This window comes from Streptacidiphilus sp. PB12-B1b, assembly GCF_014084125.1.
GTDB lineage: Bacteria > Actinomycetota > Actinomycetes > Streptomycetales > Streptomycetaceae > Streptacidiphilus.
Genome location: NZ_CP048405.1, coordinates 3,471,656 through 3,497,763 on the forward strand (window position 1 = coordinate 3,471,656; position 26,108 = coordinate 3,497,763).

At 68.6% G+C, this 26,108-nt stretch carries 23 protein-coding genes and 8 pseudogenes; 12 read left to right on the forward strand and 19 right to left on the reverse strand.

Annotation, left to right across the window (positions count from 1 at the left end; all coding sequences use genetic code 11):
* Positions 1-32: 32 nt before the first annotated feature.
* Positions 33-1,103 carry an amidohydrolase family protein gene (locus GXW83_RS15590; protein ID WP_225447011.1) on the reverse strand — a complete coding sequence of 357 codons (1,071 nt, stop codon included), beginning with the start codon at positions 1,101-1,103 and terminating at the stop codon, positions 33-35.
* 99 nt (positions 1,104-1,202) lie between these two features.
* A pseudogene (locus tag GXW83_RS15595) lies at positions 1,203-1,893 on the reverse strand (IS256 family transposase); the annotation flags it as partial.
* A gap of 23 nt (positions 1,894-1,916) precedes the next feature.
* Between GXW83_RS15595 and GXW83_RS15600 the strand changes: the two are divergent.
* Positions 1,917-2,498, forward strand: a complete 582-nt coding sequence (locus GXW83_RS15600) for a DNA ligase (RefSeq protein WP_182447339.1) — start codon at positions 1,917-1,919, stop codon at positions 2,496-2,498.
* Between the two features lie 389 nt (positions 2,499-2,887).
* Here the strand turns inward: GXW83_RS15600 and GXW83_RS15605 are convergent, their stop codons facing one another.
* From GXW83_RS15605 to GXW83_RS15630, 6 genes and pseudogenes are all read right to left on the reverse strand, one after another.
* Positions 2,888-3,043 carry a hypothetical protein gene (locus GXW83_RS15605; RefSeq protein ID WP_182443680.1) on the reverse strand — a complete coding sequence of 52 codons (156 nt, stop codon included), beginning with the start codon at positions 3,041-3,043 and terminating at the stop codon, positions 2,888-2,890.
* A 46-nt stretch (positions 3,044-3,089) separates the two neighbouring features.
* Complete coding sequence (locus GXW83_RS15610; protein WP_182443681.1) at positions 3,090-3,431, reverse strand: hypothetical protein; 342 nt, start codon at positions 3,429-3,431, stop codon at positions 3,090-3,092.
* Between the two features lie 330 nt (positions 3,432-3,761).
* Positions 3,762-3,962, reverse strand: a pseudogene (locus GXW83_RS15615) (hypothetical protein); the annotation flags it as partial.
* Positions 3,963-4,001: 39 nt separating this feature from the next.
* Positions 4,002-4,172: pseudogene (locus tag GXW83_RS15620) on the reverse strand (IS256 family transposase); the annotation flags it as partial.
* A gap of 561 nt (positions 4,173-4,733) precedes the next feature.
* Positions 4,734-5,987: a S53 family peptidase gene (locus tag GXW83_RS15625; RefSeq protein ID WP_182443682.1), complete on the reverse strand. Its 1,254-nt coding sequence runs from the start codon at positions 5,985-5,987 to the stop codon at positions 4,734-4,736.
* Positions 5,988-6,073: 86 nt separating this feature from the next.
* Positions 6,074-6,886 carry an HAD family acid phosphatase gene (locus GXW83_RS15630; protein ID WP_182443683.1) on the reverse strand — a complete coding sequence of 271 codons (813 nt, stop codon included), beginning with the start codon at positions 6,884-6,886 and terminating at the stop codon, positions 6,074-6,076.
* A gap of 404 nt (positions 6,887-7,290) precedes the next feature.
* Here GXW83_RS15630 and GXW83_RS15635 point away from each other — a divergent pair, with 404 nt between their 5' ends.
* Entirely contained in the window at positions 7,291-8,232 is a 942-nt protein-coding gene (locus tag GXW83_RS15635) for a hypothetical protein (protein WP_182443684.1), read from the forward strand.
* 387 nt (positions 8,233-8,619) lie between these two features.
* Here the strand turns inward: GXW83_RS15635 and GXW83_RS15640 are convergent, their stop codons facing one another.
* Positions 8,620-8,817: a hypothetical protein gene (locus GXW83_RS15640; protein ID WP_182443685.1), complete on the reverse strand. Its 198-nt coding sequence runs from the start codon at positions 8,815-8,817 to the stop codon at positions 8,620-8,622.
* Between GXW83_RS15640 and GXW83_RS15645 the strand changes: the two genes are divergently transcribed.
* The 3 genes from GXW83_RS15645 to GXW83_RS34085 all read left to right on the forward strand — a co-directional run bounded on the left by GXW83_RS15645 (position 8,816) and on the right by GXW83_RS34085 (position 10,327).
* Positions 8,816-8,995 carry a hypothetical protein gene (locus GXW83_RS15645; protein WP_182443686.1) on the forward strand — a complete coding sequence of 60 codons (180 nt, stop codon included), beginning with the start codon at positions 8,816-8,818 and terminating at the stop codon, positions 8,993-8,995. The genes GXW83_RS15640 and GXW83_RS15645 overlap by 2 nt on opposite strands.
* 313 nt (positions 8,996-9,308) lie before the next feature.
* Positions 9,309-9,656, forward strand: coding sequence for a hypothetical protein (locus tag GXW83_RS15650; protein WP_182443687.1), 348 nt, complete (start codon positions 9,309-9,311; stop codon positions 9,654-9,656).
* 440 nt (positions 9,657-10,096) lie between these two features.
* Positions 10,097-10,327: a hypothetical protein gene (locus tag GXW83_RS34085; RefSeq protein ID WP_225447012.1), complete on the forward strand. Its 231-nt coding sequence runs from the start codon at positions 10,097-10,099 to the stop codon at positions 10,325-10,327.
* 1,786 nt (positions 10,328-12,113) lie between these two features.
* Here the strand turns inward: GXW83_RS34085 and GXW83_RS15660 are convergent.
* The 3 genes and pseudogenes from GXW83_RS15660 to GXW83_RS15670 form a co-directional block, all read right to left on the reverse strand.
* Positions 12,114-12,458 (reverse strand): transposase family protein, encoded by a 345-nt coding sequence (locus GXW83_RS15660; RefSeq protein ID WP_182443688.1) that lies wholly within the window; start codon positions 12,456-12,458, stop codon positions 12,114-12,116.
* Positions 12,451-13,683 carry an IS256 family transposase gene (locus GXW83_RS15665; RefSeq protein ID WP_182441323.1) on the reverse strand — a complete coding sequence of 411 codons (1,233 nt, stop codon included), beginning with the start codon at positions 13,681-13,683 and terminating at the stop codon, positions 12,451-12,453. The genes GXW83_RS15660 and GXW83_RS15665 overlap by 8 nt, the downstream gene beginning before the upstream one ends.
* A gap of 147 nt (positions 13,684-13,830) precedes the next feature.
* Positions 13,831-14,307 (reverse strand): annotated as a pseudogene (locus GXW83_RS15670) (transposase family protein); the annotation flags it as partial.
* 170 nt (positions 14,308-14,477) lie between these two features.
* Between GXW83_RS15670 and GXW83_RS15675 the strand changes: the two are divergent.
* Positions 14,478-15,854, forward strand: a complete 1,377-nt coding sequence (locus GXW83_RS15675) for an IS1380 family transposase (RefSeq protein ID WP_182443690.1) — start codon at positions 14,478-14,480, stop codon at positions 15,852-15,854.
* Positions 15,855-16,608: 754 nt separating this feature from the next.
* Complete coding sequence (locus GXW83_RS15680; protein WP_182443691.1) at positions 16,609-17,013, forward strand: hypothetical protein; 405 nt, start codon at positions 16,609-16,611, stop codon at positions 17,011-17,013.
* Between the two features lie 276 nt (positions 17,014-17,289).
* Here GXW83_RS15680 and GXW83_RS34090 read toward each other — a convergent pair whose 3' ends face one another.
* From GXW83_RS34090 to GXW83_RS15690, 3 genes and pseudogenes are all read right to left on the reverse strand, one after another.
* On the reverse strand, positions 17,290-17,760 hold the full coding sequence (locus GXW83_RS34090; RefSeq protein WP_225447013.1) for a protein phosphatase: 471 nt from the start codon (positions 17,758-17,760) through the stop codon (positions 17,290-17,292).
* Positions 17,761-17,901: 141 nt separating this feature from the next.
* Positions 17,902-18,255, reverse strand: a complete 354-nt coding sequence (locus GXW83_RS15685; RefSeq protein ID WP_182443692.1) for a hypothetical protein — start codon at positions 18,253-18,255, stop codon at positions 17,902-17,904.
* A pseudogene (locus GXW83_RS15690) lies at positions 18,252-19,457 on the reverse strand (IS256 family transposase). Before GXW83_RS15690 ends, GXW83_RS15685 begins: the two are co-directional and overlap by 4 nt.
* A 131-nt stretch (positions 19,458-19,588) precedes the next feature.
* On the opposite strand from GXW83_RS15690, the gene GXW83_RS15695 reads away from it, so the two are divergent.
* A protein-coding gene (locus tag GXW83_RS15695; protein WP_182447340.1) for an IS5 family transposase occupies positions 19,589-20,385 on the forward strand; the annotation gives its coding sequence in 2 pieces (ribosomal slippage) (positions 19,589-19,925 and positions 19,925-20,385; 798 coding nt in all).
* A 635-nt stretch (positions 20,386-21,020) separates the two neighbouring features.
* Positions 21,021-21,644, forward strand: a complete 624-nt coding sequence (locus tag GXW83_RS15700; protein ID WP_182443693.1) for a helix-hairpin-helix domain-containing protein — start codon at positions 21,021-21,023, stop codon at positions 21,642-21,644.
* A gap of 191 nt (positions 21,645-21,835) precedes the next feature.
* Here the strand turns inward: GXW83_RS15700 and GXW83_RS34865 are convergent.
* The 4 genes and pseudogenes from GXW83_RS34865 to GXW83_RS15720 all read right to left on the reverse strand — a co-directional run.
* A pseudogene (locus GXW83_RS34865) lies at positions 21,836-21,931 on the reverse strand (recombinase family protein); the annotation flags it as partial.
* A 149-nt stretch (positions 21,932-22,080) separates the two neighbouring features.
* On the reverse strand, positions 22,081-22,455 hold the full coding sequence (locus tag GXW83_RS35340; protein WP_370466708.1) for a hypothetical protein: 375 nt from the start codon (positions 22,453-22,455) through the stop codon (positions 22,081-22,083).
* A 42-nt stretch (positions 22,456-22,497) separates the two neighbouring features.
* Positions 22,498-22,827: a hypothetical protein gene (locus GXW83_RS15715; protein WP_182443694.1), complete on the reverse strand. Its 330-nt coding sequence runs from the start codon at positions 22,825-22,827 to the stop codon at positions 22,498-22,500.
* Positions 22,824-24,074, reverse strand: coding sequence for an IS256 family transposase (locus GXW83_RS15720; RefSeq protein ID WP_182443695.1), 1,251 nt, complete (start codon positions 24,072-24,074; stop codon positions 22,824-22,826). The genes GXW83_RS15715 and GXW83_RS15720 overlap by 4 nt, the downstream gene beginning before the upstream one ends.
* Positions 24,075-24,215: 141 nt before the next feature.
* Between GXW83_RS15720 and GXW83_RS15725 the strand changes: the two are divergent.
* From GXW83_RS15725 to GXW83_RS15735, 3 genes and pseudogenes are all read left to right on the forward strand, one after another.
* Positions 24,216-24,431, forward strand: a pseudogene (locus tag GXW83_RS15725) (phosphohydrolase); the annotation flags it as partial.
* Between the two features lie 116 nt (positions 24,432-24,547).
* On the forward strand, positions 24,548-24,925 hold the full coding sequence (locus tag GXW83_RS15730) for a DUF6193 family natural product biosynthesis protein (RefSeq protein WP_225447490.1): 378 nt from the start codon (positions 24,548-24,550) through the stop codon (positions 24,923-24,925).
* Between the two features lie 322 nt (positions 24,926-25,247).
* A pseudogene (locus GXW83_RS15735) lies at positions 25,248-25,914 on the forward strand (class I SAM-dependent methyltransferase).
* The last annotated feature ends 194 nt before the right edge of the window (positions 25,915-26,108 follow it).

Here is a 26,108-nt window from a genome sequence, read left to right on the forward strand (position 1 = left end):
TCCACGGATCTTGGACGAGCCTTGCCGGCCGATCAGCTGACGACTCGTCCGCGCAGGATGATGCGGGTTGGATGGGCCAGCACGGACGTGTCGATGGTCGGGTCGGTGTCATAGGCGACAAGGTCGGCGGGGGCTCCGTCAACCAATCCGGGCAGGCCTAGCCAGGAGCGGGCTGACCACGATGCTGCGCCTAGAGCGGCCTCGGCCGGCAAGCCTGCATGGACCAGCCACTCGATCTCTGAGGTGACGGTGCCGCACGGGAAGCTGTCGGTGCCGGCCAAGACAGTAACGCCGGCTTCGTGGGCGGCGCTGACGTTGGGCAGCATCCCCTCCCATCCAGCCAGCCACCAGTCCCGGGTGGAACTCGGAGCCCCGGCGCGCCTCTGGTCCGCCGTTGCGCCGAAGACGCTGAGTGTCGGGACGAACGCGGTGCCCTGGGCAGCCATGCGGCCAATCAGATCAGGGTCCAGGTGCATGCCGTGCTCCAAGCTGTCGACACCGGCCAGAACGGCGTTACGACTGCCTTCAGCGGTCTGGCAGTGCGCGGCCACTCGGCCGCCGGCCATGTGCACGGCCTGCACGACGGCCGTCAGGATCTCCAGTGGCAGTGCCGGTTCACTGTGCTTCCAGTCGCCGATGACTTTGCACCAACCTGAGGAAGCCTTGGCCTCCTCGACGGCGGCATGGACCAGGTCGGCCTCGCTCACGTCACGACCGAAGCCGGGGAAGAAGCGGCCAGGGGTTGCGAGCCATCGGCCGGCCGAGCGGACTCGCGGCATGTCGGGGTCCTCGTCCACCCAGCCGGGCATCCGGGCCGCAGACCCGGGCGTGCGAACCAGAAGCACCCCGGCGTCGCGGTGATCGACCAGATGGCGCCGGAGCACCTCGTCGCTGAAAGGGTCTTCAATGCCTTCGGTGCCCGGGTGCGTGTGCACGTCGACCAGGCCGGGCAGCAGCCAGCCGCCGTCGACAACGAGATCCGCATGCGGGACCGGGTCGGTCCGCAAGCGGTCTCCATCGATCCAGAAGGATCGCTCCTCCCGCTCTGGCAGTACGACACCTCTCACCTGAAGCACCACCGGGCAGACCTCCTCGGCCGTCATGTGAGTCCGTTTGCTGATCCAGTGATCCTATGGGCGTTCGAGGCCGCTGAACTTCGGCTCGATTCAATGGAGCCCGCCCCAGACACCTGGTGCACCTGATCAAGCCGCCGAACGAGCGGAACGCTCCACGAGTACTCCCCGTTCGAAGCGGGCCCCGGCGCGGAGCAGAGGCACCAGGTGGGCGCCGTTGACGGCTCGCCAGCGGGCCTGGGGCAGACTCGACCAGCTTGAACACCGTGGCGAGTCCGGCGGCCCGGGAGCCTGCACCCTTGGTGACCTTGGTCCGGAGCCGGACGGTGGCGAATGTCGACTCGATGGGATTGGTCGTGCGGAGGTGGATCCAGTGCTCGGCGGGATAGTCGTAGAACGTCAGGAGCCCGTCCTGGTCGCCGGTGACCGTGGCGACTGCTTTGGGGAGTTTCGCCTGGTAGAGGTTGGTGAACACCCCGACGGCCTGCTCAGCGTGTTCGCGGTCCTCGGCGTTGTAGATGTCCTGCAGGGCCTTCTTCGCCGCGGGCTGCGCGGATTTCGGCATGGAGTCGAGGACGTTGGCAGTTTTGTGGAGCCAGCACCTCTGCTCGCGGGTGGTCGGGAAGACCTCGCGCAGGGCCTTCCAGAAGCCGAGCGCGCCGTCGCCGACGGCCAAGACCAGGGCGCGCATGCCCCGGCGCGCGCAGTCGCGCAGCAGTACGGCCCACGCCTCGGTTGACTCGCGGTAGCCGTCGGCCATGGCAACGAGCTCCTTGGTGCCGTCCGCGCGGACCCCGAGGACGACCAGGACGGCGGCCTTGGTAGGAAGACCCCGCTCACTGGATCGCCACCAAGGCCAACCAGGAATCCGCGAACCCGCACGCTGCCGCCTTCGACGTCCTCGCGGTGCCCGGCGCGGACGTGCGGGGACGGCCGCTGAGTGAGCGGTGGCAGTTGCTCACGCAGCTGCTGGAGGGCAGCGGCCCGCTGGTGCAGCCAGTGCTGTCCACGGGCGACGGGGATCTCGCGCTGCGCTGGCAGGCCGGCCTGGCCGACGCCGGTGTCGAGGGCATCGTCGCCAAGGACCTGCGCAGCGCCTACCGCCCGGGTTCGACAGGCGCGTGGGTCAAGATGCGGACCCGCGACACCCAGGACGCGCTGCTGCTCGGCATCACCGGCGCCCCAGGCCGCCCAGAGGCCCTGCTGGTGCGGCTGGCCGACGGCCGGGAGGAGACCACCTCCCCGCGCCTGGACTCCGCCCAGGCCCGGCAGGTCGCCGACCTCGTCAGCACCCGGCTGCGTCCCCTCAGCGCCGTGGACAGCAGCCGGGTGCGGTGGCTGGAGTCACCGCACCCGGTCGAGGTCACCGTGGGAACCGGTCGCCATGGCGGCGTCCGGGTCGTCCGGCTGCGCGGCGGCGACTGAGGGTTCGACAACCCGCGCTGTCGGCCGCCGCCGATCTGCTACGGCAGGACCGGGACCTCCTCTCAGACCCCTGCCATCGACTGCCGCTCCATGCGGACCGCCCGTGACGCCCTGGTCGGCGAGGCGGTCAGCGAGGCGCCAGGCCATCTCGTTCGAGTCCAGGCGGCCCGGTACGCCGTCGATCGGTCCGTCCTTGCTGGAGAGGCGGTACGGCCAGGTGCGGCCCATGTCGAAGTTGCCCTCCATGGGCACCTCCTTGTGTCCAGGGACCGGTCGATCCGGTCCTCCCTCCGAGACTGACCGCCGCCATTTTGATCGTAATTATGGCGGCGGCCCGGAACTCACCCCTTCGGGTGCGTCCCGGGCCGCTCGAGCTGCCGATCCCCTCGCTACTCCAACGCGGCGCGGGTGAGCCGCGGGGGCCGTCCGACGTTGTACAGGTCCCCGGGTGCCCGGGTGAAGCCGCGGCGTCCGTCCATCGCGCGCTTGAGCTGGGTGGCGGGGACCCGGTGCCTGTCGCCGTCGTAGACCAGCGCGTCCCGCACCTCGCCGTGGTCCAGCAGGTTTCTCGCCGAAGCGGTCCAGCATCGGCTACGCCAGCTCGTACGCCTTCGCGGCGCCCGAGCGCCAGCCGCCCCAGTCCAGATAGCCCTTGCGGTGGCCCAGCCAAGCCGCCCCGGCCAGCACCCCGGCGCTGATCAGCGGGTGACGCTGCGCGACTGAGGTCAGCCCGGTCGCGCCCGCGCCGACCAGGCGCAGCACCAGCTCGGTGGCGACTACGGAGTCCGCGAGGGATGCCTCGAATCCGACCGCGCGCAGCAGCCCCTGGGTGGTCTCGATCCACTTCGCCCGGGCCGACGGCGCGCCGAAGCGGGAGAAGACGCTGTCCTGGGTGACGACCACGGTCGGGGCGAGCAGTTCGGCCAGCGCCATGGTCGGCGCATCGTCCGGGTCGCCCCGGTGCCGCTTGGCCAGCTCGGGATCGTCGCGCAGCAGGTGCCGGGTGCGCGGGGCAGGTGGTCGCGGATCTCCAGATCGACCGCGCGGGTCGCGGGCAGGATGCCGCCGGCCAGCAGCCGCAGGGCCTGGTCGACGGGGACCTGGTAGTGGGCCGCGAGCTGGGGCAGGTGCTCCACCAGTTCGCCCGGGACGTGCCCGGCGATGAAGGTGTTCGCGCGGCCGGCGATCGCCAGCGCGGAGATCAGGTCCTGCTGCTTGCCGGACCCGGCGCAGACCGAACGAGCAATAGTCAAGACTTGTGGATCACTTCACGTCTTGATCGTCTTTCCCGAGGGCGTCATCCAGTTGGCGGCGTAGGCGTCTGATTTCTGCGACGAGGAGGGGCATGGTGTTGCGGGCGGCGGCGATGAAGTGTGCGTTCTCGTCCCAGCGTTCATCGGCGATGTCGACGTAGCGGGGCTGCTGGACGGGGGTTGCCGCGACGATCTCGCGGTGGTCGAAGTCCGCAGTGAGGGGTTCCGGGTTGGCCACCAACTTCTTTCTCTCCACGAGCTGACCGCCTTCGAAGCGGGCACCCGCGCGAACCAGGGACACCAAGTGTGCCCCGGTGATGGCCCGCCACCTGGGCTGGGCGGATTCCACCAGTTTGAACACCATCGCCAGTGCCGCGGCCGGGCTGCCGGCGCCACGAGTGACCTTGGTGCGGAGCTTGAGGTCCAGCTCCACCCGGTCCGGGCCGAAGACCGTCGGGCGCGTGCCGGGGCAGGTCGGCGGCCGGGCATCCGGCACACCGGTCGCGACAGGCCACCGCTCTGTCTCTGCCTCGCCGGTTCGATCACGGGGGTTCCCCCGTCTGGCTGTCGGCCGCCGCGCAGCCGGTTCTCGCGCAGCCGGCGGGCCCGGTCGCGGAGCAGCTACCGGTGCCGGGTGGTGGAGACCTCGCTGGAGTCCCCGCCCTCGATCGGGGTCACCACGCCGTCAGCCATCGGCGCCCAGAAACTTACCGGCTCTGGTTCGGCAGTCAGCCGGCCCTCGGCCCTCTCGTGCTGGACGATCAAGGTGACGAGTACGAGCGCCCACCACGAACGGTCGGCCTCCTGGCGTCGGGCACGCATCGCGGCCCGCAAGCGCCGGCCATCGGGCAAGCGCACGGACACCTGGGGCGGGGCCAGCTGCACGGCCCCCGGACCGGACCGTCCTGTTCACTCCACGACCGGCCCATGGAACCCCTGGTTCCATGGGCCGGTCGGCGTTGGCGCAGGGGTATTGCGTGGCTCAGCTGTGGAAGGCTGCAGTGCCGTTCGGGGTGCCGAGGCCGGTCGGGCCGTCATAGCCGACCTCTGCCGTGCACAGGTAGGCAGGGGAGCAGCTGCCGTTGTTGCCGCTGGTCACGTCGTTGAGAGCGCTGGAGTCCGCGTACGGGAAGGAGGCCGGGTTGGATTCGGCGGTCGGTGTCCCGGCGTCCGCGTAGACGCCGGCGATGATCGGGGTGGCGGCGCTGGTTCCGCCGTAGACGCCCCAACCGCTTTCCTGGTAGCTGTCGTACACGGCCTCGCCGTGGTCGGGGTCGGCGGAGGCGGAGACGTCGGCCTCGGTGCGCTTGGTGCAGCCGGTGTCCTTCTGCCATGAGGGCTTGGCCTCGTAGGCCGAGCAGCCCGACCCGGTCCCCTCGCCTGCTTTGGTGTTCCACACGGTCTCGTTCCAGCCGCGCGAGTTGGAGGCTTTGACCAGCGAGGTTCCGCCGACTGCGGTCACGTAGGGGGAGCTGGCCGGGTAGCCGACGCCCCACTGGTAGTCCCAGTCGCCGCTTCCGGCGACCATGGCGACGCCCGGGTGATCGTAGTAGTCCTTGTCGTAGGTCGGGTCCGAGGAGGTCTGCTTCCAGATGTAGCTGTTGGAGACGATCTTGGCGCCGAGCTTGACCGCCTCGTTCACGGCCGCGCCCATGTTGGAGACGCCGCCGCCCGATGCCTCCACCAGGATGATGTGGGCGCCGGGGGCGATGGCGGACACCAGGTCGAGGTCGAGCGAGTCCTCCGCGCCCTGGTCGGCGCTGGCCTTGGTGGGCAGGCTGGTGCTGCTGCCGTTGGAACTGACCTTCCTGAAGCAGCCGTTGGAGGTGGTGCAGGCCGGGAGTCCGTACTGCTGGCGGTAGGTGGCGAGGTCGCTGGCGGCATCGGGGTCGTCGTCAGCGTCGATGACGGCGACGGTCTGGCCCGAGCCGCCGTTGGCGGGCAGGTTGTAGGCGCTGCGCAGGTCCGACGGCCCGTAGCCGGAGGGGGAGGCGTTGGCTGTGGCGCCGAACGCGGCGACCCGTTCGGCGGGGTGGTTGACCTGCAGGACGTCGCAGGATGCCTGAGCGGTGCCGGGTGCGGCGCAGAGTTGGTGCCAGGCCAGGGGGGTCTGCGCGGACCGGGCCGTGGGGGTGGTGCCGGCCTGGGCGGTGGCCGCGAAGGCGGAGACGGCCAGCGCGCCGGCGCTGACGGCGGACCACAGGATCCGGGAGCGTATGAGGGCGTTGGTGCGCATGAGGGCTTCCTTTGCCGAAAATATGTCACGTCCATGACAATACGGACGCTGTCGGTGTCGGGGGGTGGATCGCGGGGACTACGGCTCTAGGGGATGTTGTACATCGGGTTGGGCAGCTTGTAGCCCCGGTCGTCGTAGCCGCCCGCATAGTCGCTGACCTGGTCCCCGATGGCGACGATGAAGTCGTAGCCCTGCGATTCCAGGTACTTGCGGGTGTTCGACTTGAACGGCATCGCCGTGCAGCTCGTCCCACAGGGCAGGTAGGACGGCGGGTCGCTCCTCGGCCGCAGGTAGAGCCCGTCGATGGGGTAGCCGAGCCCGGTGAGCTGGTTGCGGGTCACCGTGGTCAGGTTGGAGTGCCGACCGGTCATGAAGATGACCTTCACTCCGTGTGCGTGGGCCCACCGGGCGAGTTCCAGCGTGGGCCCGATCACCGGGTAGGTGTCATCTGCGTTGGCGTGTGCGTCGGCCTGGGCCGCGTCCGCGCCGCCGCCGAAGTCGAAGTCGGCCTGGACGGGGTAGGTGGACAGCGAGGTGTCGTCGATATCCAACATGATCGCCGGGATCCGCAGCCGATGGTGGGCGAGCCGCTGCTCCAGATAGGCCTGGGCCTTGGCGATCTGGTTGGCGACGTCGGTCTCCCACTGGCTGTGGGGGCCGATGTGGTAGTTCCCGGAGGCGTCCGTGTAGCCGTTGTAGTAGGCGTTGATCTGGGCCTTGAGCTGGTCCAGGTTGCGCGGCTCGGAGCCGACCCGCTTGTAGTCGGGCGGCGGCGCGGTCCCGCCTGTGGCCGCCACCGCCACCCCGGCTCCGGCCAGCACAGCGCTCAGCGCCGCGACCATCAGTGCTTTGAACGCCCCCGCCCCGAACGCCCCCACCGTGAATCCTGGCTTCGCCATAGGCCTGTGACGTAACGTCATCATTCTCCTTCGAACGCCGTGGAGGATGCGGCACCGGGCCTTTTCCGGCTCTGCCGCGGCTGCGCTTCGGCCGTTTCGGACGACCGTGGGAGGAATGTATCCGCGCTCCCACAAGGCCGGTCAAGGTCCCGCCGGGGCCCAGTCGACTCCCTTGACGGAAGGCCCGCCCACCGTCCCGTTCCTGCATCGGCGCGGCCAATCCCTGGTCATTCAGTTGCGGCTCTTGACAGTTCTCTGCCGCCACCGGCTACCGTCTGCCACCAACGGCCCGCTCGGTCCCCAGCCGGGACCCGAACCGGCTGGCCCGATCGCCAAGCGGTCAGCGTCGAAAGCAGTCAGCGGCCGCGGTACCTCCTGTTCCTCGCCAGAGAGGGCGCACCCCGATGCCCGAGCACCATCGACCCCAGAGTGAAGCCGCGACGGCCTTCCGCGTCGGTCCCTTCGGCGAGGCCCTGCGCACGGCCATCGACCACAGCGGCCTGAGCCTCGCACGGGTCAGCCGCAGACTCGCCGAGCGCGGCGTCACCCTGAGCCCAGCGGCCCTGAGTTACTGGCAGCGCGGGAGCAATCGTCCTGAGCGGGCAGAGTCGTTGAGGGCCGTATCCCTGCTCGAGGAGATCCTCGGACTGCCGTCCAACACCCTGATGGCCTTGCTCGGGCCACCTCGGGCGCGGGGGCGCTGGACCGCCGCCGCTGCCGATCCGGTGCCGACCAGCGCGCTGTGGCCCGCGGCCGGCAGGCTCAACCGCACCCTGACGGCCGTGGAGGAGGATGCCCGGCGGAGACTGTGGGCCGTGTCCACGGTCTACACGCATGTGCATGAACAGGTCACCGCAGCAAGGACGTTCGGACGGACCCGGGTCCGCAAGGTGGTCCGGGCCGAGGTGGACGGGGTGGACCGGATCATCGCGGTGATGCGCACCGACGGCGCCCCGACCCGGTTTGAGGCTGTGCACGCGGTCAGGCTCGGACGTATGCGGTCGGATCCGCAGTCCGGCTACTCGGTCGCGGAATTCATACTCGACCGGGTGCTCAATCGGGGCGACACCGCGACCGTCGAGTACCTCTCCTCCTACAGGGCCGTGGAATCCAGTCCGCAGAACTACACCAGGCACTCGCTCTACCGACCGGCCGATGTCCTTGTCATCGAGGTCGAGTTCCACCCGGAGGCGATTCCGGCGAAATGCGAGGGCTTTTACTCGCCGCGCCGGGAGACTCCGGAACGGAATCTCGGTCCACTCTGGATAGGAAACAGCAACAGCGTCCACCTTGCTCTATCGGATTTGCCGCCGGGAATGTACGGGCTTCGCTGGGAATGGGACTGACCGGGGCGCAGGCAGCGCCGCTGCAATGTCATTCGGTTGAGGTGCCGGGCGAGCTGCTCGCGCAGTACGGATCATAGCGGGGCGCCTGCACCCGACTGCGGAACGGGGCAACCGGAACGGAGGCGCGCCCGCAACCAGAACGAGGACTCGGTCCGGGCGGCGATAGACCGACTGCTTCGAGGCCGCCCGGCGGCAAGTGCGACCTGCGCACCCTGGCAGCCGAGTTCGGGGGTGCCCCGCACCGCCTTCTACGCCAGGAAATGGAGGCGCAGAGGTCGACCGCGATCGCATAACGGCGCCCGGTCCCGGAGGGCAGCAGCGGTCGGGCCGACCACGTGTTGCTCTCCCCCTCGCACAGCACCTGCTGCTCGGACGGGAGCTGACGGGTCAGCGGGTGCCAGGCCCGCCGTCCAGGCCCGCGTTGGCGTGGACGGGGCACAGGTCGCCCCAGTAGGTGGCCTGGCCGTCGGGGTCGGGCGGGCCGACGAGAGTGAGGACCTGGCCCTCGTCGCACAGTTGCCGGGGCAGCGACCGGATCGAGGTCACCTCGCCGTGCGGCAGGGCGGCCGGTAAGGCGGTCTCCATGGTCATGCCTCCAGGTAGGCGACAACCACGACCGAGCGCAGAGCGCGCAGGAACCTTCGTCGCGGCGCTGACCGACCTGGTCCAGGCGCAGGCCGATCCCCTGGACCGCGGCACGTTCGTCGTGCTGCCCACCTGGACCGAGATCCTCGAGCGGCACTTTCCCCCCGAGCATCAGTGACCTGGGGTCAGCCGTGCTGACGGGTGCCGTCGCCGGACCGGTCGACCCGGACGCCAGGCTGACCGGCCCGGGCGGTGTGCCTACTGCCCGGCGGCGTCAGAGCCCCGGCCTGGCGGTATTCCTGTCGGGCGCACCCGTTGGGCCGATCCGGTGACCGTGGCGCGGTGGGGGTGCGTGCCAGCTTGATCCTTGGCAGGCAGTCCGGCCACGAAGGAAGAGATCATGGCGTCCGAAGTGGTCACCACACAGTTCCGCACGGAGCTGGATCCCAGGTGGTCGGTGTTCTCCGACCACCTCCAAGTCCCGTGGGCCTATGAATCGGTCACCTTCCACGACGCCGGCGGCCGACCGCACCCCGCCGTTCTGGCTGCCCCGCGAGGGCATCTGGTTCCACACCGGGCCTGATGCACCCGAGTGGTGGGGCTACTTCTCCGCTGCCGCCTGCGGACACCCTGTCGACCTCTCCCTGTGGAGCCGCAGAGAAGACAAGGACGACGAAGAGGAAGAGGCTGACCCGTCCCTGGTGGTCGCGTTCGGCGAGGAATGGCACGGGCGGGCGCTGCTCTGCGAAGGCGGGATCCCCGACGGGCGCAGCACGGACCCTGTCGACGGTCCCTGGCGCCGGCACCCCAGCCCGGGGAGAACGCAGCCCGGCCCGTGAGATCGCGACTGCCCCTCGTTCGGGTGATTGGCCTGCCGTCGCCCAGGGTGCTCGGGCATCGTGGATCCGTCACCACGACGACGGAGGATCCCATGGGCAACGGCTGGCAGGTCGAGGAGTTCGGTGCGCACCACGAAGACCGGGCGGTCGCCGTCCTCGCGGACGGCACGGAGCCCATGCCGGCGGTCTTCGACACCGGCAGTGGCCCCCACGTCCACCGCACCAGCGAGTGGTGGGTGTACAACGGTACCCTCAACTCTCCCCTCGCCACCCACCTGCGAGCCGGCTGCTCCTGCGGCTGGCGCGGCGAGACGCTACACCCCTCTGGACTTGGCCGAGTTGGGTGAGCAGCCCTGCTTCGCCGACACCCCCGGGCCAGTCGAGGACTGGGCCGACACACCCGCCAGGTCGAGGCCCGAACCGTCCCGATCCCCGACGACGTGGACGAGCTGCTGCAGCGCCTGCAGGACAGGATCGCCAACCTCGCCGCCGACGCCCCCGTTGCCGCTCTGCGGGTCGTAGCCGCGCTGGAGCGCCTGACCGGCCATGCGGGCTTGGAGACCGTGTTCAACCTTGAGGCCGACGTGTCCTGGCAGACCATGGGTGAAGCCCTCGGCGTCAGCGCGGACGCGGCCCGCAGCCGGGTACGTAAGTACCAGTACTGGGCATGAACCACCCCGCCACCGCGTTCCTGCCGGCCGACCCACGCACCTGTGTGACCTGGGCGGCAACGAAGGGGTACCCACCGAGCACCCCACCCACGGCACTGGCGAGGGTGCGATTTGCCAGCCGCACGTCGAGCTCTCACGGCGCCGCAGCCGCAGGGATGGTCGCTTGGCCCGTGACGGTGGCACTGTGCGCTCGTTGGTACCGACGAGAGCTCATGGATGACCGCCGGACCGGCGCTCGATGTCATGACATTGCGTTGCCCCGGCCCCTGCCCGTCTCCCAACCAACTGGGCCCCATGAACCGGGCCGACGAGAAGGGAGGGAGCAGAACCATGTACGACTGCAAAGGGTGCGGACAGTCCCGACGAGGAGGACTCTTCTTCGGCTCGGGGATCGGCGCAGCACAGTGGTGGTGCCGACACTGCCAGAGCGCCGACCAGCGAGATCTGATCGACTCCCTGGACAGCCGGGCCCGCGGCGTGCTCACCCGCGGCACTGATGGAGTGCGCTGGCCCTACGGCCCGAACGTCTACGTCCAGATGCGGGCGGGCCCGCCCTGGTCTTCAACCAGCCGTACACGCAGGTGGCGCTCGCCGAGGTCGAGAGGGCCATACGCACATACCCGACGCTCACAGCTGAGGTCGGTCCTCAGTCCTGGTACGGCGGAGGCACCACAGCTGTCTACATCTGGAATGCCGGCAACCGCTCGTAGACCGGCTGGCCATCCCGCCGTTGCCAGTTCCTGGTGCCGTACGACCAAGACCGGGAGTACCAAATTGATCCTGCAAAACGGCTGGGGGCAGCATGAGCGAGAACCACGACCGGAAGGACATCGACGTCGACCGGCAGAACGGCGGCCAGGATGCAGCAGGAGCCGGTGATGTCGGGAGCGGGCCTGCCCGGGGGGCGCTGTACTCCGCCCGCGAGGCCGCCCGCCGACGCGGAGCGCGGGCCTGGACGGGCAAGACCAAACGCACGAAGGCCAGGGGTGACGGCGCTCACACGCCCGTCGGAGAGCAGCTGGGCCCCGTTCTCGCGCAGACGGCCGACCTGGTCGCCGTGGCTGGCTTCCGGCTCAGCCGAGTCCAGTGGTTTCGGCGATTTTCTGCTGCAGGTAGAAGGTGCCGCCGGCACCGGGCGGGCGCGGACATCGCCCTGGGCGCGGAGGCCGCGCTGGACCGCGGGGAGCAGGCGCAGCACGACCTGCGAGACACCGGCGAGGCGGGGGCATCCCCGCGGACGCGGGGATGGTCCCCAGGCCGCGAACAGCGGTGGCGCGGGCGGCACCTGCTCACCGCGCCTGCGGGGATGGTCACCCGGCCGTGCGCCGCGCGCTGGTCAAGCGGCTCTGCTCCCCGAGCGCGGGGATGGTCCCACGCGATGCAGGGCGAAGACGGCACCTGGCGCCTGCTGCCGCGCCCGGCGGCGATGTTCCGAGTCCTGGTCCGCCGGACCCTGCAGCCCTTCTGCTTCCAGCGCCCGCGGGGAGGTCATGCCGAGGATGCCTCAGACCCTCGGCCCACGTGGTGCCCGCCGCACGGGCTGCGTCGATCAACCGTGCCTCCCGCGCGTCCCGCACGCCGGCGGCCAGGCATAGGGCTGCCAGGGCCTCGGCCTTGCCTGTCCCGGCGCGTCGGCCGCTGGGCGAAGAGGCGGCTGGCGCCATCGGCTGCGCCCCCTGGCCCCACACCTGGCCGTCGGCCCTGGCTGCGGGATCGGGGTGAGCTAAAGGCTGTCTCGTAACTCGGTTGGCGAGATGCTGCCAGGTGTCTGCCCTCGGCTGCGCTCTCAGTCGGTCAGGGCGAGGTTGTGCATGCGGGCGATGCCGCTGGCGGCCCAGTAGACGGCCAGTCCTTTGCGTCGGCACCCACGGAGGATCTTCCAGTTCTTCATCCGGGAGATGGCATGTTCGACGCGTGCTCGTACTCGACGGTGGGAGCGGTTGTGGTCCTTCTGCCAGTCGGGCAGGTCCTGGCCTGGTTGTCGGCGGTGCGGGATGAGTGTGCCGGTGCCGCGGTAGGCGCCGTCGGCCAGCACGATCGCTTCGCCGCAGGCGGTGTCGATACCGGACTCGGCGAATGCCTGGCAGTCGTTGCGATCGCGTCCCTTGGTGTGGTGTAGCCGATCAATCATCGGTGGTGTTGGGTAGCGCGGGGGCGCCTTCCGGGAGCTCGGCAGGATAGAGCACTTCCATGCTGCCTTCGGGCAGGTAGCGGCGGGGGAAGGCGATCCATTCGTCGTGCAGTTCGAACAGCACGGCGGTGACGAGCCTGAGCAGGGCGTCGTCGTTGGGGAAGACCTGGACGACGTCGGTTCGTCGTTTGATCTCGCGGTTGATGCGCTCCAGCGGATTGGTCGACTGGATCTTCTTCCAGTGCCGCTCGGGGAAGGCCGCGAACGCGGTCAGGTCGTCCTTTGCCTCCAGCAGCATCTCCTTGACCTTGGGGAACTGCTTGCCGAGCATGTCGGCGACGGTGTCGAGCTGGCTGCGGACCCCGCCGGCATTGGGCTGGGCGAAGACCGTACGGATCGTCGCGGCGACCATCTCGGCGGCGTCCTTGTGGATCACGTTGAAGACGTTGCGCAGGAAGTGAACCCTGCACCTTTGGTAGCCGGCGCCGAGCATGACCTTGCGGATCGCTGCGACCAGCCCGAGGTGGTGGTCGCCTATGACCAGCCGCACTCCGTCCAGGCCGCGTTCGCGCAGGGAGCGCAGGAAGGCGGTCCACGAGGCCTCGCTCTCGCTGTCGCCGACCATCACGCCGAGCACTTCGCGGCCGCCGTCCTCGGTGATGCCGGTGGCGATCACCACTGCCCGCGAGACGATCTGGTGCTCGACGCGGGCCTTGCAGTAGGTCGCGTCGAGGTAGACGTAGGGGAAGCGGACATGGTCCAGCCGCCGCCGGCGGAACGCGGACAGCTGGCCGTCCAGGTCCTTGCAGATCCGCGAGACCTCGCTCTTGGAGATCCCGGTGTCCGAGCCCAGGGCCTTGACCAGGTCGTCGACCGACCGCGTGGACACGCCGTGGACGTAGGCCTCCATCACGACCGCGAACAGGGCCTGGTCGATCCGGCGGCGCCGCTCCAGCAGCACGGGGAAGAAGCTGCCCGACCGCAGCTTGGGGATGCCCAGCCCCAGGTCGCCGGCCTGCGTGGTGAGCGTCTTGTCGCGGTGGCCGTTGCGAAGAGCGGTGCGCGCGTCGGTGTGCTCGTTCCACTCGGCGCCGATCCTGGCCGTGGCCTCGGCCTCGATCAGCTCCTGCAGCATCCGCTCGGCCACCGAGCGGACGAGTTCCAGGCCGTCTGCCGAACGTAGTGACTCCAGCAGCCGGAGTAGGTCATGCTGAGACAGGGCCACCCTGCACCTCCCACGTTGAACTGCCCGTTCACAACGGAGAGTTGCACGGTGGCCCACCCTGTCGACAGGGAGCGGAAGCTACCCGGGCACACGCCCCCGGCGCACCACCCCACCCTGATCGGCTACACCACGACAAGGGACGCCATCGTCGTTGCGGTTGCCAGGCAGCGGTCTGCCGACGGCCAGGACCAGACGGGTATGGGCATCGATCAGGATCTGCAGGTTCGCCGATTGCTGGTAGTTCTTCGAAGGTGCGGCGATGCTCCGGTCGTGGGTGGGCACCAGGGTGCCGTCGACTATGACGATCTCATCGGCCTTGGGGTGGCGGCGGGTGCGGGCCAGGGCCAACAACGGGCTGTGTCGGTCGATGATCCGGTGCGCGGCCGCAGGCGATACCCCGAACAGTGGAGCGAGCTGGCGCATCGTCAGGTTTGTCCGGTAGTAGACCGCGACCAGCAGCACCCTGTCCTCCAGCGACAAGGCCCAGGGCCGCCCAGGCCTGGACGGGTCCAGTGCCCGGCCACCTCGGTACTTCACCGCCTGGACCAGACGTCGGAACTGGGCCGGGCGCAACCCGGTGAACACCTCGATGAGCTCACGACGCTCCGCCGACAACACCTGCACACCCAGACCAACGACACCCGGCCCACAGAGTTACGAGACAGCCTTTAGCCTCGCGCTTTCACGAGTGGGCTTGTCCGGGTCTTGATCAAATAAGTGGAGAGTGCTGCTGACCTGCAACGATGGGACTTGTCGAGGGTCCTGTCAGCTGCAAGGAAAGAAGCACTCTCCAGGTGAACAAGCGTATCGGGTGGTATCCGCGTGTCCGCGTCCAGGGCGACGGAGGCGGGGTGGTCTCGCAAGCCGGCGGTGTGCTGCTGGTGGAGGCGGCCCGCAAGGCCGGGCTGGATACGGCGATATCGGCGGCGTTGACGCCGTGGCGCAAGCCACGGGCGGTGCACGATCCGGGCAAGGTCCTGCTGGACCTCGCCCTGGCGGTGGCACTGGGCGGGGACTGCCTGTCGGATGTGGCGATGCTGCGGGCCGAGCCTCAGGTGTTCGGGCCTGTGGCCTCCGGTCCCACCGTCTCCAGGCTGGTCGACACCCTGGCCGCCGCCGGCCCCCGCGCGCTGACGGCGATCCGCCGGGCGAGGGCCGAAGTCCGGGAGCGGGTGTGGAAGTTGGCCGGGGCGGATGCCCCCGATGCGGGTGGCCAGGTGGTCGTGGACATCGACGGTGTGCTGGTCCTGGCACACTCCGACAAGCAGGACGCCGCGGCGACCTGGAAGCGGACCTTCGGGCACCATCCGCTGGTCGCGTTCGTCGACCACGGAGCGGCCGGGTCCGGGGAACCGGTGGCCGGGCTGCTGCGGCCGGGCAACGCAGGCAGCAACACCGCTGCCGACCACATCACCACGACCCGCATGGCCCTGGCCCAACTGCCGAAGAAGTACCGGCGCGGCCGGCGGACCCTGATCCGGACCGACTCCGCCGGCGGAACCCACGACTTCCTGAACTGGCTGACCGCGCGCGGCCGGTGGCTGTCCTACTCGGTCGGGATGACGATCACCGAGGTTGTCCACCACGCTGTCCTGCGGATTCCCGCCTCGGCCTGGACCCCGGCGGTCGAACCCGACGGCCAGGTCCGCGACGGTGCCTGGGTGGCCGAACTGGCCGGCGACGTCCTGAAGGGCTGGCCCGCCGGAATGCGGCTGATCGTGCGCAAGGAACGCCTCCACCCCGGAGCCCAGTTGAGGTTCACCGACGCCGACGGCATGCGCCTGACCTGCTTCGCCACCAACACCGCGGACACCGCTGTCGCGCGTCTGGAACTGCGGCACCGCCAACGCGCCCGCGCTGAGGACCGCATCCGCGCGGCCCGCGACACCGGCCTGCGCAACCTGCCCCTGCACGATGCCGCCCAGAACCAGATCTGGCTGGAGATCGTCCAGATCGCCCTGGACCTGCTGGCCTGGATGCCGATGCTCGCCCTGACCGGCACCGCCCGCCGCTGGGAGCCAAAACGCCTGCGGCTGCGACTGTTCTCCGCCGCCGCCCGCCTGGTCACCACCGGCCGCAGGCGTATCCTCCGTCTGGCCCGCCACTGGCCCTGGACCGAACTGATCACCACGGCCCTCACCAGGCTGCAGGCCCTGCCGAACCCCGACTGACCATCAACATCAACCCGCCCCGACGAGCAGCCGAACATATCCGGATCCGTGGAACCCGGCGCCCACCCGACGCGACAGCCGGGCCCTCAACCTGCCCACCAGCGTCCCGACAAGACGAAACGGCCCGCCAGACAACCAACGGACCTTCACGAAAAATCGAGGTTAGGGTCGGGGTCAGCGAGGGCCTTTGTTGGGCAGCGTGGCTGGAGGACACAGTGAGCCCGTGCGGAGCGCCTCATGCACGGCATTGCGAGGACTTGAGCTGTGGTCGGCATCGAGCGGGGTTTGGCGGCTGGATTTGCGCAGAAAGCTCTCGGAAAGCGCTGGCCCGATTCTGCAAGGAAGAGGCGCACCGATAGCAGCGGCCACTACCGTGGAGCCTGCGTCTCGACTCTCGGGCCGGATAGCCCGGGGAGGGCCTGTGACTCGTCTCCACCGTAGCCGCCGCTCGGTGCGCTGGCCGTACCCGGCTTCCCGGCGATCGCGCGTTGGTGTTCGTGCTGGAGTAAGAGGCGTGCAGGGAAGCTGACCTGACGAAGTGCAGTACGCGGGACTGCCTCCGCGCTGGAGGAGGCATCTGAACACCTCCGGACGAGGGGGGCTTCGGCTGAGGCATCCAGGGGGCAGCTCGGGAAGTGCAAACGATGTCGCCTCGCGTGAAATAGCGCTTACTGAATACAGGGCATTGCGCGATGAGATCTTAACGAAGATGGATCATCGGACAACCTACCGACTGGCCACCTTGACTCTCAGTATGGCCACGATGGGGGTTGGTGTCCAACTTCACAGTGCATTGCTGCTTCTTCTGGTGCCGATGATTGCAACCGCGCTTGGCGGCTTGACGATTTATCAGACCATGCAAATATCCCAGTTGTCCGTCTATATTCGAGATGAAGTCGAAGGCCGCCTGAACAGGGATTGCCCAGGTTCCGTCGGCTGGCATCGCTCACTTGCAAATAGGCGCGAGCAGTTCCGTGAGAATTTTCTAGTGAGCTACGTGCCGAATGCCGCGATACCCGTAACGCCGTCAGTCGTGGCCATGGGTCTCGCGGGGATCTACAGCGAAAATCTCGCCGCCGCAATTTTGCGCTGGTGCGCAGATCTGATACTGATCGCCAACTTCATGACTATATACATAAAGAATCGATACATAATTTAGCTGAGCCGGGATAGCCGGCGTCCGGGCTTGCGAACAGCAGCTCGCCGGGGTCGGGAGCTGGCGGGGATCGAGGTGGAGCTCCAGCAGATCCTAAGGTGCGGGCGGTCGCGGCTCCGGCGTGGTTGGTCCAGATGTGCGAGTACAACCTGCACCGGGACGCCTTCGAGACAAGCAATAGTCAATACCTGTGGATGCGTCGTAGTTCAGCGGTAGCGCGTGATGCCGCCGAGGTCGGGGAGCACGGGCTCGAAGTCGCACGCGGCAACAGCCCTGATGTCAAACGTCAGCCGACAATGTTTTGGCGGCGCCAGCATCGCATTTATGGAAGTGAGCGACGAAACGGCGTTGCCGGAATGTCTCAACAGCACGGGAGGCATAGTGCTCTCTGACATATGCCACCGCTTGGCGACTGGGCACCCCATCCAGTACGGCAAGGCAGGCCAGCGCAGTGCCGGTTCGTCCCTGTCCGCCAGTACAGGCAATCTCGACGCGTTCGGCTTCGGATCGCGTCCATGCCTCTCGCAGAGCGCTCCCAGTAGCAGCGCGATCCGACGGCGGCCGGAAGTCCGGCCAAAGGAGCCAGCGCGCTTCCCAAGGGACCGCAGGAGGCTCGTGACCCAGTAGATAAAGCGCGAAGCCGGGCACCTGCCCGACCGGAAGCGGGCGGCTGAGCCCTCGGCCCCGCACAAGTCGGCCCGACGGCAGGCGAAGGACGCCCAACGCCGTAGGGTCCCAAGTAGTGATCACCGAACGAGATTAGCCTTCCTCCCTGGGCTGCGCGGTCGTTCTGACAAGTCTGGCGGAACAACTGGTGCTTCGGGCCAAGGACCAAACCCAGGGCACCACTCTCGGAATAGCAATAGTCACTACTTGTGGATGCGTCGTAGTTCAGCGGTAGCGTGTGATGCCGCCGAGGTCGGGGAGCTCGTCCTCGAAGTCGCATGCGGCAACGGCGTCGAGGCCACGGTTCCATGCGGCCCGAAGTACGAGTGACACTGCTTCGACCAGGGCTGGTCCGGGCTCCTCGCTCTCTGCCTCGATGGTGAACGGCCACCCGATGAAGTCGCCGGCGAGTCCGGCGTCCGGGTGGTGTCGGATCTCGAGGCCATCCGGCCTCGTCGGACCGTGTAAGGGGACATCGGCCTGGGCTTCGAGCACCGCAGCGACCAGTTCGGTCACTGAGGCGCGACTGCCGCCCCTCAGGTAAGTCTGGGAGCGGCCGTAGTCCACCACCCCGGTCACGCGACCTGCTCCGCTCGCTCGACCAGGACGCCGTTCTCGAACGTGGCGTCGGCGCGGACGAGGGCGACCAGGTGGGCGCCGGTGATCGCGCGCCAGCGGTCCTGGGCGGACTCGACCAGCTTGAACACCGTCACCAGGGCCGCGGCCGGGCTGCCGGCGCCGCGGGTGACCTTGGTGCGGGGCTTGACGGTGGAGAACGTCGACTCGATCGGATTCGTGGTCCGCAGGTGGATCCAGTGCTCGGCCGGGAAGTCGTAGAACGCCAGCAGTCCCTCCTGGTCGTCGGTGATCTTCGCGGCTGCCCTCGGCCACTTGGTGCCGTACGTTTTCGCGAATGCCTCGATCGCCTTCTCGGCGTGCGTCCTGTCCTCGGCGTTGTAGATCTCCTGCATCGCCTTCGTCGCCCCCGGCTGCGCGGACTTCGGCAGGGCATTGTTCACATTTCTGGCTCTGTGGACCCAGCAGCGCTGATGGCGGGCGGTGGGGAACACCTCGGCCAGGGCCTTCCACAGGCCCATCGCGCCGTCGCCGACCACCAGCCCGGGATCACGCATGCCGCGTCGTCGGCAGTCGCGCAGCAGGTCCGCCCACGGACTCAGTGGACTCGCGCAGGCCCTCGGCGAGCGTGATCAGCTCCTTGGTGCCGTCGGTACGCACCCCGAGCAGGACCAGGACGCACGAGTGCGCCTGGCCCATGCGGACCTTGGGGTGCACCCCGTCGGCCCACACGTAGACGAAGTCTCGGTCGGACAGGTCCCGCGCCTGGAAGTCAGCGTGGTCCTCGCCCCACTGCTTCGTCAGCCGGGTCACCGTGGCCGGCGACAGTCCGGCGGCCGAGCCGAGGAACTGCTCAGCGCGGGCACGAAGTCCACCGACGACAGCCCGTGCAGGTAGAGCAGCGGCAGCACCTCACCGACCTTGAGCGATTTGCGGCACCAGGGCGGTACGATCTTCGAGGAGAACCGCATGCGCTCGCCGGTGGACTCGTCGACGCGGCGGTCGTTCACCCGGGGCGCGGTGACCTCGATGGCCCCGGCGGCCGTGGATACGGTCCGGGGCCGGTGGCGGCCGTTGCGGACCACCAGGCGTCGACCAGCCTCGTCGGTCTCGGCCGCCAACTCGGCTATGTACTGGTTGACTTCCGCCTCCAGAGCAGCGGCCAGCATACGCCGGGCGCCCTCCCGGGTAATCTCGTCGATCAGGGAGCCGGACTGGGTGGAGCCGTCATCGGTGACTGCATTGGGCGTGCCTTCCCGACCCGCGCTGCAACGCGGGCCTACTCGGAGACCTTAAGAAGTCATCTCATTTGGGCCAGTAGGCTGCCCTGGTGACGATCGTGGAGCGGTTGGTGCCGGACGGATTGTGGGAGTTGTTCCAGCGGGCCGTGCCGGCTTCGCCGACACGGCCACAGGGCGGCGGGCGTCGCCGCTATGGGGACCGTGAGGTACTGGCCGCGATCGTCTTCGTGGCCACCTCCGGCTGCACCTGGGCCCAGCTCCCACCGTGTTTCGGCCCGTCCGGGCCGACCGCACACCGCCGCTTCGCCGAGTGGAGCCGGGCGCGAGTGTGGGCCAAGCTGCACCGCCTGGTCATGGACGAACTCGGCGCGCGCGGCGAGCTGGACTGGTCGCGGTGCGCGGTCGACTCGGTCAACATGCGGGCCTTGAAAAGGGGGACCTGACGGGTCCGAATCCTGTGGATCGGGGCAAGTACGGGTCGAAGATCCACATACTCACCGAGCGCACCGGTTTACCCCTGTCGATCGGCATCTCCGGCGCGAACCTGCACGACAGCCAGGCCCTGGAGCCGCTCGTCCGTGGCATCGCCCCGGTGCGCTCCCGACGCGGACCACGGCGACGGCGCCCCGCCAAGCTCCACGCCGACAAGGCCTACGACTACGTTCACCTGCGGCGATGGCTCCGATCCCGCGGCATCACCCCACGCATCGCACGCCGTGGCATTGAATCCTCCGAGCGCTTGGGCCGCTACCGCTGGACCGTGGAGCGCACCGTCGCCTGGCTCGCCGGCTGCCGACGACTCCACCGCCGCTACGAACGCAAAGCCGAACACTTCCTCGCCTTCGTGGGCATCGCCGCCACGCTCATCTGCTACCGCCGACTCGCCAAATGAGATGACCTCTAAGGATCATCGGGAAGGTACGCCCTCCGCGTGCCCTCCCGGAACCGATCCACAAGTCTTGAGCATTGCTCGTTAGCCAACGCGCTGGAAGCGGGAGCGAAAGAGGTCATCGTTGTCATGGTCGACGGGGAGCCGGGCGAGGTTCTAGCCCAACTGAGCGAGGCACGCTACGGGTGTCCCGGTCTCGCTGCGGTATTCATCCCGTGTCAGAGCGGGCGCGCGGCGATTGCCGCGTTCAACGCGTTCTCTGCCACTGCGGCCCTGCACGTCACCGTGCTGGACATGTTTGCCGCGAGCAGAGAGGAATCTTGCGCCGGGTGACCGGCACTGTGCTTGCGCTCCGCACTCGGGCCGCAAGCTCGGCGGGCAGTCGGACCGGTGCTCCGGTCGAGGCCGACCGGGGCGGGCCGGGACGTCCTGTCTTTGCTCTGCCCCGGGCCGCCGGGGCGTCAAGCCCTGACCGCATCCCGAACCGGAGGCTGTACTGAACGGACCTATAGTGCTGGGTGCCCCGTATCGCTAGCGTAGGTAACGTGACCCAACCGCTTGCCTCACAAGGCCCATGGCAGCCCCAGCCTGGTCCCGCACCACGCCGTCCTGCGCCCAAAGGCCCCCGCGTCAACCTCGTGCCGCTGTTCATCATGGCCGCCGCTGGAGTCGGGTTTTTCACCTGGGCCGTCTTCCTGATCCTCGGCCGAAGAGCGCAGCGCCGCGCCTGGCTGGTGTGGTCCGCTGGATACGCCGCCCTGATGGTCGCCTTTTGCGTCCTGGAAGCCGCGTCGGGCACGAGCGTGACCGACCTGGCGGCCAGTATCGCCCCGATCCCGTTTGCCTTCGCCTGGTTCGGCGGCATCGTGCACGTCGCCGTCATCTCCAAGGACGCCACTCGGCGGATACAGCAGGTAAGGCGGGTGCCTGACGGTACTCCTGTCCTCATCGCCGCCCGCGAGCGGATCAAGGAACGGGAAGAGGGGCGCCGCTTGGCGGTGAAAGACCCGGTGCTAGCCCGGGAGGTGGGCGTGGGACGTCCAGACGTTCCCGGAACGCAAGACTTCGGCCTGGTCGACGTCAATCACGCTGCGCCGGAAGCCCTCTGCAAGCTGCCTGGGATCACCCCGCAGATCGCCGACTACATCGAACAGACGCGCCAGAGCGTCGGACTCTTCACCTCCGTGGAGGACCTCTCCGCGACCCTGGACCTGCCACCGAACCTGACCGACAATCTGCGGGAGCACGCCGTCTTCCTGTAGCTGGCAGTCGGCAGTGACCGGCGGCGGGATGACGCCGCGGGCGGTGAGCGAGTCGCCGATGTCGCGGGCGTCGGGTACCAAGCGCGCGAGGCGGTCGAGCTTGGGGACGAGGGTGTCGCCGGCGCGCACCGCCGCGAGAGGCCGGGCCGGTCGCGATTGGTTCCGGTCAGCCCATGGTCAAGGTAGATCCGGTCCTCCGGGACATCCAGACTGAGCAGGATCTCGTGCTGGGCTGTGAGGTCCTGCTTGTCCAGACTGCATCTCGCGTAGCCGACGCGTTCGCTCATGCCCGGAGCGTACGGTAAGCCCGCGCTGACCGTTCAGTTCACCGGACACCCTAAATGAGACGCCGTCAGCGCGGGTCGATCTCTCTCGACGGGCAAGATCGCGATTGTTCGTTGGGGGTTCCCCTAACAGACGCAAAGGCAGGCCGCGGTCAGTACCCTGACGCGGTGATGACCGATACCTTCTTGTTGAGGGCCATGAGCTGCACTGTCGACCCACCGCTGCTCGCGCTGCCTGATCGCGTCGCGGAGCTTCTGATCGAGGTGGGGAGCCGCCACGGCTGGCAGCCCATCTGCGAGCTGTCCACGATGTCGCGCACCAGCTCGTCGACTGGATGGAGAAGCGCTACGCGGCCGTGCTCTTCGATCGCGAGGCGGTGCTCTTCGGGGCCGCGACACATGACATCGGGAAGAGCGTGCACCTCTCCGAGCTCTCTGGGCCCGGAGTGGCGCATGAGCAGGCCGGGCAGGCTCTTCTGCTTGGCCGTGGCGTCAGTCCTGAGCTCGCCCGCTTCACTGCGACACATGCATCGTGGACGAGCAATAGTCAATACCTGTGGATGGCTTGGTTACGGCGACGGGTTGGTTCCCCGGATGACCTGCCAGTGGGAGATGGCTGACGTGAGGAGTTGGACTCCTGTGCCTCGGAGGGTCACGAGCGCGGTGTAGACGGGGTCGAGTTCATCGACGGAACGGCGGCCGTAGGCGAGGATCTGCGTCAGTTCCAGGTCGATGGCTTCTGCCGAGTCGCGGATGCGGTCGAAGTGGGCGCCGCAGCGAACCGGCCCGAGGATGCAGCGCACGGTGGCGGTGGCCTCGGCCCGGTTCACGATGGTGACCTGATCGATCTGCAGTTCCACCTCGACTACCTGGCTGCCGGGATTGAGGGGCTCGTTCATGCCGCCACCTCGGTGCGCTCGACCAGGATGCCGTTTTCGAAGCGGGCGCCGGCGCGGACGAGTGCGACCAGGTGGGCGCCGGTGATCGTGCGCCAGCGCTCCTGGGCGGACTCGACGAGCTTGAACACCATCGCGAGGGCCGCAGCCGGGCTGCCGGCTCCGCGGGTGACCTTGGTCCGCAGTTTGACGGTGGAGAACGTCGACTCGATGGGGTTGGTGGTCCGCAGGTGGATCCAGTGCTCGGCCGGGAAGTCGTAGAACGCCAGCAGTTCGTCCTGATCGTTGGTGATCTTAGCCACGGCCTTGGGCCACTTGGTGCCGTAGGTCTTCTCGAACGCCTCGATCGCCTTCTCGGCGTGCGTGCGGTCCTCGGCGTTGTAGATCTCCTGCATTGCCTTCGTCGCGCCCGGCTGTGCGGACTTCGGCAATGCGTTCGTGACATTGCGGGCCTTGTGGACCCAGCAGCGCTGATGGCGGGTGGCGGGGAACACCTCGGCCAGGGCCCGCCACAGTCCCATCGCGCCGTCGCCGACCACCAACTCCGGGTCACGCATACCGCGTCGGCGACAGTCACGCAGCAGGTCCGCCCACGACTCGGTGGACTCGCGCAGACCCTCGGCGAGCGCGATCAGCTCCTTGGTGCCGTCCACTCGCACCCCGAGCAGGACCAGCACGCACGAGTGCGCCTGCCCGAGCCGGACCTTCGGGTGCACGCCGTCGGCCCACACGTAGACGAAGTCGCGCTCCGACAGGTCACGGGCCTGGAAAGCGCCGTGGTTCTCGCCCCACTGCTTCGTCAGCCGGGTCACGGTCGCCGCCGATAGGCCGGCCGCCGAGCCGAGGAACTGCTCCAGGGCGGGCACGAAGTCCCCGGAGGACAGGCCGTGCAGGTAGAGCAACGGCAGCACCTCGCTGACCTTGGGCGACTTACGGCACCACGGCGCAAGGATCTTCGAGGAGAACCGCTTGCGCTCCCCGGTCGTCTCGTCCACCCGCTTGTCGTTCACGCGCGGGGCCCGCACCTCGATCGGGCCGGCGGCGGTGGTCACGGTTCGGGGCTGGTGATGGCCGCTGCGGACCACCAGGCGATGCCCCCGCTGGTCGGTCTCGACCGCCAACTCGGCTATGTACTGATTGACTTCCGCCTCCAGAGCGGCGGCCAGCATCCGCCGGGCCCCCTCGCGGACGATCTCGTCGATCAGGGAGCCGGACTGGGTAGAGCCGTCGGCGTTGACTACGCTGAGCACGGGCGTGCCTTCCCGACCCGCGCTACGAACGCGGGCCTACTCGGTGACCATCAAACGATCATTCGGGAAGGTACGCCCTCCGCGTGCCCTCCCGAAACCCGATCCACAGGTCTTGAGCATTGCTCATCGTGGACGGAGGCGGTCCTTTTGGAGGACCTCCTGGTGAGCCTCGCCGACAAGGTCTGGAAGAACAAGCGCGTTTCCGACCTGGAGGATCTGGTCGTTGCCCGGCTGGCCGCAGCGACGGGCCGGCCCGCGTGGGAGGAGTTCATCGCACTCGACGAAGTCCTTTCCCGCGTCGGCGATGGCGCCGACGATCGCCTTGCGTTCCAGGCATCATTCCCGATCCACGGCTGAGGGGACGGGGGATCCTGGGACGATGAGCCCCGACAGGCCCGGCAACATGCCGGCCATCCCACCGAGGCCAACGCTTCCCGACCTCACCGCGGCCCGCGCACTCGGACCAGGGGAGACTGTGGAGGCACACTGGCAGCAGCTACTTCTGGTCTGGCCAGTGGCATCACGAGCGCCACGAGGTCTTGAAACCGGGCACTGCCTACCCGGACATCGTGTCCCTGATCGAGGCGGCCGGAGCGGTACCGAAACTGCAGCAGCTCTACCCCTTCACCAGCCATTTCAGTCTGAACTTCGGCTGCTTCACGAGCTACCCGTGGTCAGTCCAGGTGCCGTCGGTCGATCCCCTGTCTGACGGACGGTTCCGCGTCCGGCGTCCTCGAAGTGCTGACGCCATCGGGTTTGCCCGCACTGGGGACGACGCGGTATCCCTCGTCGTAGACAAACTCCCAGCCGGGCTCGGCCCAGCTGTCGCCCGCGATCAGGCCGACCGCTGATACGGAGGAGACCCGGGTGTCTTTTCCGGGGTCCGGTGGCCCCACTGTTCCGGATTCGCGTGGCTCCATTTCTGGTCTGAGTGGGGTGCTGGGGGTGGCCGGGCGTCGGGTTCCAGGTTCGAGTGGCCCCACCCCTCGATCGGGGCAGGTTTCACGGCCGGCCGTGTTTCGTCACGGGCAGGGGCAGTGACGAAATGGGGCAAGCCGGTAGCGTGTGGGTGCGGCCGGCCAGACCAGTCGTGAGCCCGCCCGGACGGATCCCCCGACAGGATGCGTCCGGGCGGGCGCCGTGTAGTCGGGGCTGTCAGTGGTGGCTGCCAGGATGCGGGCCACGAATGACCAAACCGCTGCCATCGCCAACTACTGGGACGCTGCCGCGTCGTCCTTCGACGACGAGCCCGATCACGGGCTGAGGGCGGAGCACACGCGTGCCGCGTGGGGGCGGCTGCTGGCGGCGTGGGTGCCGTCCGGTCCGGTTGATGTACTCGATGTCGGTTGTGGAACCGGCTCGCTGGCCATGCTCCTGGCGCAGGCCGGACATCGCGTGACGGGTGTGGACCTGGCGCCGAGGATGGTCGAGCAGGCTGGGCGGAAGCTGGCGGCCGTCGGCCTTGGGGGCCGCTTCCTGGTGGGTGACGCAGCCGTGCCGCCCACCGGCGACCAGGCGTTTGATGTCGTGCTGTCGCGCCACCTTGTGTGGACGCTGCCCGACCCTGAGGCCGCGCTGCGGGAGTGGGTGACGAGGCTTCACCCCGGTGGCCGACTGGTACTGGTTGAGGGCCGGTGGCGCGAGTCCGGGGCAGAGCGGCGTGCCGTATGTGGCCGGGGCGGAGCTGCTGCCCTGGAATGGCGGGGTGGGCGCCGATGACCTAGCGGCCGCCGTGCGGCCGTTCGTCACTGACCTGCGGATCGAACAGTTGGGCGGGGATGCGGATTTGTGGGGCGGTCCTGTGAATGACGAGCGGTATGCCCTGATCGCCCGGGTCTGAACGACGTGTGCCGGGTGGGCGCCCTGTCGATGGCCCCCACCCGCCGAGGCGTCGGGCTGTCAGGTCGGTGTCTCCTGTTCGGCGGAGACGGTGCTGGTCAGGCAGGGGTCTGTACGGTCTTCGGCTCTGTCCCGTAATCGGTGGTGACGGGGTGTGATTCGGATCATGATGGGCTGTGCTTGAGGTCAACGCCC

Bases quoted from the DNA above. Each gene is read 5' to 3' on its own strand.
- GXW83_RS15660 (WP_182443688.1), bottom strand. From the start codon at position 12,458: ATGATTGATCGGCTACACCACACCAAGGGACGCGATCGCAACGACTGC.
- GXW83_RS15680 (WP_182443691.1), top strand. From the start codon at position 16,609: ATGGCCACGATGGGGGTTGGTGTCCAACTTCACAGTGCATTGCTGCTT.
- GXW83_RS15640 (WP_182443685.1), bottom strand. From the start codon at position 8,817: ATGGAGACCGCCTTACCGGCCGCCCTGCCGCACGGCGAGGTGACCTCG.
- GXW83_RS15610 (WP_182443681.1), bottom strand. From the start codon at position 3,431: ATGGCGCTGGCCGAACTGCTCGCCCCGACCGTGGTCGTCACCCAGGAC.
- GXW83_RS15650 (WP_182443687.1), top strand. From the start codon at position 9,309: ATGAATCGGTCACCTTCCACGACGCCGGCGGCCGACCGCACCCCGCCG.
- GXW83_RS35340 (WP_370466708.1), bottom strand. From the start codon at position 22,455: ATGTGTCGCAGTGAAGCGGGCGAGCTCAGGACTGACGCCACGGCCAAG.
- GXW83_RS15645 (WP_182443686.1), top strand. From the start codon at position 8,816: ATGGTCATGCCTCCAGGTAGGCGACAACCACGACCGAGCGCAGAGCGC.
- GXW83_RS15625 (WP_182443682.1), bottom strand. From the start codon at position 5,987: ATGCGCACCAACGCCCTCATACGCTCCCGGATCCTGTGGTCCGCCGTC.
- GXW83_RS15715 (WP_182443694.1), bottom strand. From the start codon at position 22,827: ATGAACGAGCCCCTCAATCCCGGCAGCCAGGTAGTCGAGGTGGAACTG.
- GXW83_RS15590 (WP_225447011.1), bottom strand. From the start codon at position 1,103: ATGACGGCCGAGGAGGTCTGCCCGGTGGTGCTTCAGGTGAGAGGTGTC.
- GXW83_RS15635 (WP_182443684.1), top strand. From the start codon at position 7,291: ATGCCCGAGCACCATCGACCCCAGAGTGAAGCCGCGACGGCCTTCCGC.
- GXW83_RS15630 (WP_182443683.1), bottom strand. From the start codon at position 6,886: ATGGCGAAGCCAGGATTCACGGTGGGGGCGTTCGGGGCGGGGGCGTTC.